The organism is Bifidobacterium cebidarum, assembly GCF_009193305.1.
In the GTDB taxonomy this organism is placed as follows: Bacteria; Actinomycetota; Actinomycetes; order Actinomycetales; family Bifidobacteriaceae; genus Bifidobacterium; species Bifidobacterium cebidarum.
Genome location: NZ_WBVS01000001.1, coordinates 515,197 through 524,816, shown reverse-complemented (window position 1 = coordinate 524,816; position 9,620 = coordinate 515,197). Strand labels below are relative to the sequence as shown.

General features: G+C 58.6%; 8 protein-coding genes and 2 pseudogenes. 9 read left to right on the top strand and 1 reads right to left on the bottom strand.

What is annotated here, in order from left to right; translation table 11 throughout:
• Together F7D08_RS02305 and F7D08_RS02300 are read left to right on the top strand one after the other, a co-directional pair.
• Window positions 1-343 (top strand): putative PEP-binding protein (locus F7D08_RS02305; protein ID WP_319624256.1); only part of this gene is annotated, 343 nt, incomplete at its 5' end.
• Between the two features lie 149 nt (window positions 344-492).
• Window positions 493-1,227, top strand: a complete 735-nt coding sequence (locus F7D08_RS02300; protein WP_100493344.1) for an MIP/aquaporin family protein — start codon at window positions 493-495, stop codon at window positions 1,225-1,227.
• Between the two features lie 74 nt (window positions 1,228-1,301).
• Here the strand turns inward: F7D08_RS02300 and F7D08_RS02295 are convergent, their stop codons facing one another.
• The gene (locus tag F7D08_RS02295; protein ID WP_152209072.1) at window positions 1,302-3,959 is read right to left on the bottom strand and encodes an HAD-IC family P-type ATPase; all 2,658 of its coding nucleotides are present in this window, start codon (window positions 3,957-3,959) and stop codon (window positions 1,302-1,304) included.
• Window positions 3,960-4,070: 111 nt separating this feature from the next.
• Here F7D08_RS02295 and F7D08_RS02290 point away from each other — a divergent pair, with 111 nt between their 5' ends.
• From F7D08_RS02290 to F7D08_RS02265, 7 genes and pseudogenes are all read left to right on the top strand, one after another.
• Window positions 4,071-4,352 (top strand): metal-sensitive transcriptional regulator, encoded by a 282-nt coding sequence (locus tag F7D08_RS02290; RefSeq protein WP_152209071.1) that lies wholly within the window; start codon window positions 4,071-4,073, stop codon window positions 4,350-4,352.
• Window positions 4,353-4,442: 90 nt separating this feature from the next.
• Entirely contained in the window at window positions 4,443-5,843 is a 1,401-nt protein-coding gene (gene rmuC / locus F7D08_RS02285) for a DNA recombination protein RmuC (RefSeq protein ID WP_152209070.1), read from the top strand.
• Window positions 5,844-5,926: 83 nt separating this feature from the next.
• Complete coding sequence (locus F7D08_RS02280; RefSeq protein ID WP_193316147.1) at window positions 5,927-6,556, top strand: type I phosphoribosyltransferase; 630 nt, start codon at window positions 5,927-5,929, stop codon at window positions 6,554-6,556.
• A 120-nt stretch (window positions 6,557-6,676) separates the two neighbouring features.
• A pseudogene (locus tag F7D08_RS09930) lies at window positions 6,677-7,187 on the top strand (TrmH family RNA methyltransferase); the annotation flags it as partial.
• Between the two features lie 92 nt (window positions 7,188-7,279).
• A pseudogene (locus F7D08_RS09925) lies at window positions 7,280-7,579 on the top strand (TrmH family RNA methyltransferase); the annotation flags it as partial.
• Window positions 7,580-7,694: 115 nt separating this feature from the next.
• Window positions 7,695-8,645, top strand: coding sequence for an ATP-binding cassette domain-containing protein (locus F7D08_RS02270; RefSeq protein WP_152209068.1), 951 nt, complete (start codon window positions 7,695-7,697; stop codon window positions 8,643-8,645).
• Entirely contained in the window at window positions 8,642-9,607 is a 966-nt protein-coding gene (locus tag F7D08_RS02265) for a permease of ABC transporter system (RefSeq protein ID WP_152209067.1), read from the top strand. Before F7D08_RS02270 ends, F7D08_RS02265 begins: the two co-directional genes overlap by 4 nt.
• The last annotated feature ends 13 nt before the right edge of the window (window positions 9,608-9,620 follow it).

Sequence of the window (9,620 nt, the reverse complement as noted above, 5' to 3'; positions counted from 1 at the left end):
CGCCTCGGTGATCATGGCCGACGAACTGGCCGCCGAAGTCGACTTCTTCTCCATCGGCACCAACGACCTGACCCAGTACACGCTGGCCTGCGACCGTCAGAACCCGAACCTCGGCCGCTTCGCCGACCCGCACTCGCCCGCCGTGCTGCGCATGATCACAATGGCCGCCGAGGCCGCGCATCGTCATGGCATCTGGTGCGGCATCTGCGGCGAACTCGGCACGGACCTGAGCCTGACCGACAAGTTCCTCGAAATTGGACTCGATGAACTGTCCGTCTCGCCAACCAGCGTCCTGCCCCTACGCAACGCCATTCGCAACCACGGATTTCCAAGCAGCCGCTGATCTCGCAAACGCATGCTGAGAGGGAGTTGGCATACGTTTTGCGAGTGTTTCCACGTTCAGCCCTCGGCGTACACTTATCCCGTTTGCGTGACTTGGCCATTCGGCCGCTGCAGGTCACATCATTCACTAGAACGAGAAAAGAAGAAGCAGTGGAATACTCCCTCTTTACCAAGCTGGCTGCCGAATTCTTCGGCACCGCCATTCTGATGATTTTCGGCAACGGTTCTGTGGCCAACGTCGAACTCAAGAACACCAAGGGCCATCATGCCGGCTGGCTGAACATCGCCATGGGCTACGGCTTCGGTGTGATGTTCCCGGTGCTGATGTTCGGCGCCGTCTCCGGTGCCCACATCAACCCGGCAATGACTATCGCTCAGGCCGTTACCGGCATGTTCCCGTGGAACGAAGTGCTGCCGTACATCATCGCGCAGCTGCTCGGTGCCGCTCTGGGCCAGTTCATCGTCTACCTGACCTACTACCCGCATTACAAGGAGACCGAGGACGCCGACGCCATCCTCGCCACCTTCTGCACCACCGATGCGGACAACAAGAAGCTCAACTACTTCATCAACGAGATGTTCGGCACCCTCGTGCTCGTGTTCGGCGCACTGTGCTGCCTGATGGATCCATGGGGCGAAAAGGATCCGGCCGCTGCCGCTATCGTCGTCGGCTTCATCGTGTGGGGCTTGGTCACCTCCATGGGCGGTCCGACCGGTCCTGGCCTGAACCCGGCTCGTGATCTCATGCCGCGTATTCTGCACGCCATCCTGCCTATTCCGTCCAAGGGCACTTCCCGCTGGAACGAGGCTTGGATTCCGGTCGTGGCCCCGATTGTCGGCGCCATCATCGGTGCTTGGATGTTCGTGGTCTTCTTCGCCGCCTGATTGCCTGGATTCCGGCACATATGCAATGGCCTCCATCGCAATGATGGAGGCCATTTTTGTAGGACGAGACTGGATTACTTCTCCAGGAAGATCTGCGGCGCCTTGGCGAAGTTGTTGGCGCAATGCTCGCCGCAGAAGTAATAGGTCTTGCCCTCGAACTCACGCGTGATGGCGTCGGCATTCACGCTGACGGTCATGCCGCATACCGGATCGGTTGCGGTCTCGCCATCCATCGGGGCGTTGTGATGCATGTGCATGTTCATATCCATAGGATTCTCCTTGGTGTTGTGTGATTGACCGGACAGGTGTGTGAGCTCGGTGCGATCATCGACGATGATAGTGGGTTCATGGCCCTCTGATACCGAGTTGTTCGCGTTGGGAGCGGATGGTGGGTTCGCGGCGCTGGTATTGATGCCGCCGCCGATATTCGCCATATGCAGACGATTGGCGTTCAGCACAAGGCATACGGAGCTCAATGCCATGGCAAGTCCCGCGATCATCGGGCTCAACAACCAGCCGGTGAACGGGAACAGCACGCCTGCTGCAATCGGGATGCCGATGACGTTGTATCCAAATGCCCAACCGAGATTTTCTCGGATATTGCGCATGGTGGCTTCAGAAAGATTGATGGTCTTGAGTACGCCGCGCAAATCGCCGCTCATCAACGTCACATCAGCGGATTGCATGGCCACATCCGTGCCGGTGCCGATGGCGATGCCAAGATCGGCTTGAGCTAGTGCAGGCGCATCATTGATACCGTCGCCCACCATGGCGATAAGATTGGCTTCCGGCTTTGATGACGGCGTGAATCCGTTGTGCTGATCGGCTTTGCCCGACGAATTGCCGCGCTCGAGCTGCTTTCCGGCATATTGAGCGTCACGTTCGCGTTGCAGTTGTTGTATCCAATGGGCCTTACCATCCGGCTTGACTTCGCAGATTACGGTATCGATGCCGACCTCCCGCGCGATTCGGCCGGCGACTTCCGCTTTGTCTCCGGACAGCATCACCGTGCGAATGCCGCGTGCGCGCAATGCCGCAATCGCCTCGAGAGAACCGTCTTTGACGGTGTCCCGCTCATAGCTGGGCTTATTCCAGTCGGCGTTGTCGTCCACCACGCCACGGGTGATAGTACCGGTCTTATCGAATACCACAGTGCCGATATGCCTCGCCTGCTCCAAAGCCTTTGCGGATGTGACCAGAACGCCATTCGTGGCACCGAGGCCAAGCGCCACTGTTACGGAAAGCGGTGTGGCAAGCCCCAAAGCGCATGGGCAGGCAATGATTAGCACACTGACCGCGGTCACCAGCGCATGGGCCAATTGTGGGCTTGGCCCAATCGATACCCAGATCGCGAACGTCCATACGGCGATGATCATCACCGCTGGTACGAAATACCGGGCAATGCGATCGGCCAGTTGCTGCACCGGTGCTTTGGTGGCCTGCGCCCGTGCAACCATCGTCGTGATTTGTGAGAGCACCGTATTCGCGCCAACCTGAGTTGCGCGCATGACACAATCGCCCTTCAACACGACGGTTGCGCCGGTGAGCAGCATATCCTTGGCTTTGGTTACTGGCTTGGATTCGCCGGTGATCATCGATTCGTCCACCGTGACTTCGCCGGCTACAACAACGCCATCGGTGGGCACGCGCTCGCCATTGCGCACAACGAGCAGGTCGCCGGTCGCGATTGCATCAGCGTCAATATCCACACTGTTCTCCGGATTGAGCCATTGCGCGTTGGTGGGTTCATCATCCGTGGTGAACGTCGTCACGTTGTTCGTATCCGCAATCGTCTCACGAAGCTTGTGCGCGGTGCGCGGACGCAGCTTAATTAACGACTGAACGGCTTTGCCGGTGCCTTCGCGGGCTTTGTTCTCCAGTAGGCGTCCGACCAGCACCAGCGTGATGACCACGCCCACTGATTCGAAGTATGGCTCGCGGGAACCCTCTGGAAATACCCATGGGGCGATGCAGGTGACCAAACTATACAGATATGCGGCACCAGTGCCTAATGAGACCAACGAGTTCATATCCGGTGAGCGGTGCGCCAACGCGGGAAAACCTACGTTGTGAATGGGATGCCCGCAATAGAACATCACCGGCGTGATCAGTATGGCCTGAAGCCAGGGGTTGACCATCCAGTGCGGCACGAGCGATGGGTCCGCCATATGCAGCATCGTCGCGGCGAACACCGGGATGGTAAGCACTGCGCCGATAACCACCAGCTTGGTAAGTGTCTTGATTTCCCTGCGGCGTTCCTGGGCCTCGCGTTGCTCGGCGTGCGCCGCATCTGTTGGTTCGCTCGGTGTCCGCGCCAGAATGTCGGTACGGGTGATGGACGTGTCGGAATCGCCTTCCACACGCAGTAAGCCGTGCACCATGTTCATGCCGCAGGCGAATGGGTATTCGCCTGCCGGTAGCGCAGGCAATTTCACCTCCGTGCTGGTGTTGCCGGGAAGCATGGCGTCAAGGCCCAGGTCGCCGAAGACCACATGGGAGGTACATTCGCCGGTCTCCTGACGGTCAAATGTCAAGGTGATGGGCACGCCGGCCTTCATGTTCACCACGGCGGGGGAGTAGCCTCCTCTGACGGTGATGGTCGCCTGCTGTTGGCCATTGCTGATGGTGCCGTCGGTTCCTTGCTGCGATGCGAAGAAGAACCGCAAAATACCCCATGTGGCAGCGGCTGCGAGTAGCAAGGCCGCGACGAATAAGAATATGTTGAACCCCATGCTCACTCCTTCCTCTTGCTAGTCTACTCATCCTACAGTGTATACCCAATACCCCTATAGGGTATATAATCGATAGTGTTCAGCTCTTGGAAAAGTAAGGGGTTCGCAGCCATGCATGGTTACAGCGGTGATAAAGCAAAGATCGCGGCCCGCCTTCGCCGCGTCGAAGGGCAGGTTCGCGCCATCGAGCAGATGGTGGAGGAGGACAAATACTGCATCGATATCCTCACGCAGATCTCTGCGGCGAATTCGGCGCTGAAGTCCGTTGCGTTGTTGTTGCTGGATGATCATCTTGGTCACTGCATTCGTCAGGCGTCGGTTGAGGGCGGAGCGGTGGCTGACGAGAAGCTCAAAGAGGCTTCGGCGGCCATCGCGAGGTTGGTCAAGTCGTAAGACCATCGGTGAAGGCTCTTCCATCATGCACCATAAAAATGGGAAGGGAAAAATTATTCCCTCTCGAAAAAGTGATGCGATACTGGGACCATGCTTGAACAAACGGGAAGTGCAATCCTCGTGATTGCCGTATTAGTGGTTGGCGCAGGGCTCGGGCTTCTTGCGGGTCTACTGCTGGGGCGTCATCAGGGGCAGGAAATGGCTCGTGGTGCTCGATCGCAGGAATTGGAAGAAGCCAGGGCGCTGCTGCAGAATGCTCGAGGTGACATTGCCGAGCTCAGCGCGTCTCACGCAGCCGCCCAAGCGCAGGTGGAAGGTCTCAATCAACAACTGGCGTTCGTCAAATCACAATTGGCTCAGGCGCAACAGGCCGAGCAGATTCGCATCCAACGCGAGCGCGAACGTGCGGCGACCGAAGCCGAAGAACGCCGCCAAGCCGAGGCCAAAGCCGCCGAGGCCAAGCGTCAAGAGCGGGAAGCGCGTCTGAAGGAGCAGAGCAAGGTATTGGAGGCCTTGGCTCCGGTGGCCAAGAATCTCGACGCATTGCAGAACAAGGTCACACAGATCGAAGAAGGCCGCAAGCAGGAGATGGGTGCCTTGGGCGCTCAGCTCAAAGGACTGAATGACCAGCAGACCCGGCTGGACAAGGAAACCAGCTCGCTATCCGCTGCACTGCGCAATAACAAGGTGCGTGGCGCGTGGGGTGAGGCGCAGCTGAAGAACATCGTCGAATCGGCGGGACTGCTGGAACATGTGGACTTCGATACACAGGTGGTGGTCAATGGTGCGGACGGCCGGGTGCTGCGCCCGGATATGATCGTCCATTTGCCGGGGGGCAAAACCATTCCAATCGACGCCAAGGTGCCGTATGCCGATTATCAGCGGGCGTGCGAGATTCCTGAAACGGCAAGTCCCGAAGAACTGGCGCGTCGCGATGACCTACTGCGTTCGCATGCCAAGGCATTGCGCGAGCATGTGCGTGCTCTTGGAGAGAAGGCATACTGGAACGCGTTCGCAACCGCTCCTGATTTCGTCGTGGCGTTCATTCCGAATGAGGCGTTGCTGCAGGCCGCTCTGGAGGCTGATCCCACATTGATGGACGATGCGTTCTCCCGCAAGGTGGCGCTCACCTCTCCGGTCACACTATGGGCGGTATTGAAGTCAGTGGCATACGCGTGGCAGCAACAATCGTTGACGGATGATGCGAAGCAGCTCTTTGACTTGTCTCGCGAGCTGTATGACCGTTTTGCGGTATTGGGCGATTACGCCACCAAACTAGGAGCCCAAATTTCCAAGACGGTTGGTGCCTACAACAAGTTTGCGGCAAGCTTGGAGCGCCGCGTGCTGCCTACGGCACGAAAGCTGCAGAAGATTGAACCGACCAAGGTGATCGAGGAAGTGCCGCTTATCGAATCCGATAAAGGCAACGTCAACGAACTCTCCGCGCCTGAAGTCGTTCCATCAGATGCCGAGACCGATGAACCGGCATGAAACCAGCTGCAAGAAATGCACGGGAGCGGGAGACCGCTTCTGGACTTCGACAATCTGACCCCCTCAGGCGATAGGCTTGCACCATGACTGAATCTGGATTCCGCCCAACAGGTACGCCGGACCTTGCCGGCGCGAAGAATACGGCCGACTTTGCGATGATGGAACCTCGTGAGCAACTGGCCTCTTTGCTCAAAGAGCATGTGGTGGGACGCCCGTTCTCCGAACTCGCCTCGGTGACGTTTGATCATCATGCCGCCCCGATTATGGGCCATGTGCTGATCGATGCGCTGGAGGATGCCGGTTATTCGGTCGATGATTTTGACGCCGTAGGGGCGTTGACCGCTGCCGCCGTGCCGATGGTCTCCGCAATGATTCAGGCGGCCGCCTCGCGCGGCGAGGATCTGGACGGCTTCGTGATGGACTTCGTGTATCCCTCCATCAAAGGACCATCCATCGAAGGCCGCCGAGTGGTGCTGTTGGATGCGTGGCTGTCCGAAAAATCGTATGTGCAGACCAGTTCGCTGGTCACCTTGCGCAACGGTAATGAGCTCAGCCTTGACTTCGGCATCGTGGAGCAGTTAGGCGCCCAGGTGGTGGCCATCGCATCCCTCGTGGGCGGCGGGGCGAAGGATATCAACGTGGTCAACCCGGCAACGGGAGATAGCCAGGTTCTGCCATTCGTCCAGGTCTTCGACGAATCCGAGCTCCGCTAACGTTGTATTCGCTGTCCTCGTTCTGGGCGGGGACAGTTGATGTAGGCCATATTACGCAGGTCGTTTGCGAGACCCAATGGAGTCTGTCCGCGCGACGATGATGTTTGCAGAGGAGCAATTGTGCACGCACCTAACCAGGTTTCTTTAGCCGCCAAAGCTTCAGGTGAGCCAGAATTCCGTGAAATCGGTGTGGGGCCGTGGGAAGAAACCCATCCCGGAGAACCGCGACCGGATAATCCCGCCGCTGCGGACTACGATGCGCGTTTCGACACCGAATTGCTGAATGATGGTGATCGTCGCAATGTGCTTGATCGCTACCGCTACTGGTCGGTGCAGGCCATCAAAGACGATTTGGATGCGCGCGGGCGCCATGATTTCGAAGTCGCAGTGGAAAACTGGACGCATGATTTCAACATCGGTTCCATGGTGCGCACGGCAAACGCATTCCAAGCCAAGCGTGTGCACATCGTCGGGCCACATAAGTGGAACCGTAAAGGTGCCTTGATGACCGAGCTCTACCAGCATGTGGAGCATCATCCATCCATTGCCGAGCTGGTGGAATGCTGGCGCAACCGCATTGCCGGAGAAATCGCTGCCGAGCGTGCCCGCGCCGCCGCAGCCGCAATACATATACACGAATATGGTGCGAATGCTTCAGCGACTGGCGGGCAGCCGTTGATTCCCAACCCGTTCGGCACGAGCGGTACCGATGGCATTTCCCCCGTACAAAGCGCAATGGCGGAGCTCGCCGATGCGGATAATCGTATCAAAGAACTGCAGTCCGCACGCATCATCGCGCTGGACATCATCCCAGGGGCAGTGCCGATGGAAACCTACCGGTTCCCCAAGCGCTGCCTGCTGCTGTTCGGTGCAGAAGGACCGGGACTTAGCCGGAAAGCCCTCGACCTTGCCGATGACGTGGTCTATATCTCCCAGTTCGGCTCCGTACGCTCCATCAACGCCGGTGCTGCGGCGGCCGTAGCCATGCACGCCTGGATTGCCCAACATGCCACCATCGTCTAAAACCCAAGCTTGCAGGATAACCAGAGATGAACGGGGAAGTAACATTCCCCGGTAACATCCGGCATCATCAGCCTTACAGCTGGCGGTGCGTTGAAACGTCGCGTAGAGTTGAATCATGATTGAGGTTGAGGGGCTCAGCAAACGATTCAAGTCCAAACAAGCGCTGAACAATGTGACTTTTACGGCCGAGGACGGCAAGGTCACAGGTTTTCTGGGACCCAACGGGGCAGGTAAATCCACCACCATGCGTGCGATGCTCGGTCTCATCGCCCCGGACAGCGGCCAAGCGCTGATCGATGGCAAGCCCTTCACCGCCCTCCGTGCTCCCATGCGCGCAGTAGGCGCGGTACTCGATGCGAAATCCGCACATCGATCGCGGTCGGCTCGCGACCATCTGCTGGCTCTGGCCTATGCCAATAACATTCCCAAACGCCGGGTGGACGAGGTCATTGACATGACCGGCTTGACCAGTGCGGCCAAAGGCAAAACAGGGCGCTTCTCACTCGGTATGAGCCAGCGCCTGTCTATCGCCGCGGCCCTGCTGGGAGACCCCCATAATCTGGTGTTGGACGAGCCCATCAACGGGCTCGATCCGGAAGGCGTCAAATGGGTGCGCGAATTATGCCGCTACTACGCCTCGCAAGGACGCGCTGTTTTGCTGAGCTCGCATCTCATGAGCGAGGTGGCGCTCACTGCCGACGATCTCGTAATCATAGGCCAAGGCCACATTCTGGAAACCACCACGGTCGGCAGGTTCGTGGCCGAACACTCCACGCGCTCCATCCGCGTGGTCACGCCCGAACCAGACAAGCTCAAGGCGATTTTCGCCTCCGCGCAAGAGGTGCGGGTCGTATCGAATCAACGCACGCCGGCGGACCCGCCCGTCGGCGAGGTATTCCGCATCACCGGAGCCAACTTGATGGCCGCAGCACATGTATTCGCCCAAGCCGGACTCATCACCTATGAGCTCATCGAGGAACACGGATCGTTGGAAGAGGCATACATGGCATTGACCCATAGCCAAGTCGAATACCAGGCCAAGGCGGTTACGGAGGCGACGAGATGAGCGCAAATGCCGCAAATGCGAATGCCATGAATGGCCAGACTGCACAAGCCACTAAGCGGCACCCTGCCAGTCGTCGCGCCAGCCGATGGAGTCGCCGTATCCGATTGTCCTTCCCCGGCTCGCTCAAGGCCGAGCTGCTCAAGCTCAAATCATTGAGATCCACTTGGATTCTCCTGGGCCTGGCCGCCGCGCTTATGGTGGGCATGGCCGCGCTGAGCGCCTGGACCACCACGTTCATGGCCGCCATCGACATCACCACCGGCAAAACGCTCGCCCAGCCCAAACCGCTGGCCGCCGTTGACCTTTGGGCGGTACTGGCTTCATCCGGCAGTACCGCCGCACTCGTAATCGGTATCTTCGGTGTTATGGCCATCACCAGCGAATACACCACGTCCGCCATCCAATCCAGCCTGACCGCCAATCCCAGACGAGCCATGTTCTACATCAGCAAGTCAGTCGCCGTGGCGCTCTATGCGCTCGCCTCAGGCGTCGTAGGCATTCTGCTGGCTTCCGGCGTACTCTGGCTGTTCGTCCAAGGGCATGATGTCACTGCGCTCAGCGATGACCAATGGCGCATCATTCCCATCACTGTGATCGGATTCCCGGTGATTATCATGCTTATCGCGTTGATGGCGGTAGGACTGGGCGGTCTGACCCGTTCCACGGTGGGCGGGGTCAGTGCGGTGGTCGTGCTGCTTATGGTGCTCTCATCCATATTGGCCATCGTTTCCATGGCGGTTAGTCAGGTCTCCTGGCTGGGCACATTGGCCTATCTCACGCCTGATATGGCGATGAACAACTTCCTTGGCGCCAGCATCAGCAGCGATGCCGTCTCCTCGGTCACCACGCAGCAGCATTACTGGATTCCCGAATGGTGGCAGTCCGGGCTGATGCTGCTTGCCTGGGTCGCCGCGGCTTGGATCGGCGGTCTTGCCGTTACAGCAAAAGCTGATATCAAATAATAGGTGCGCATGT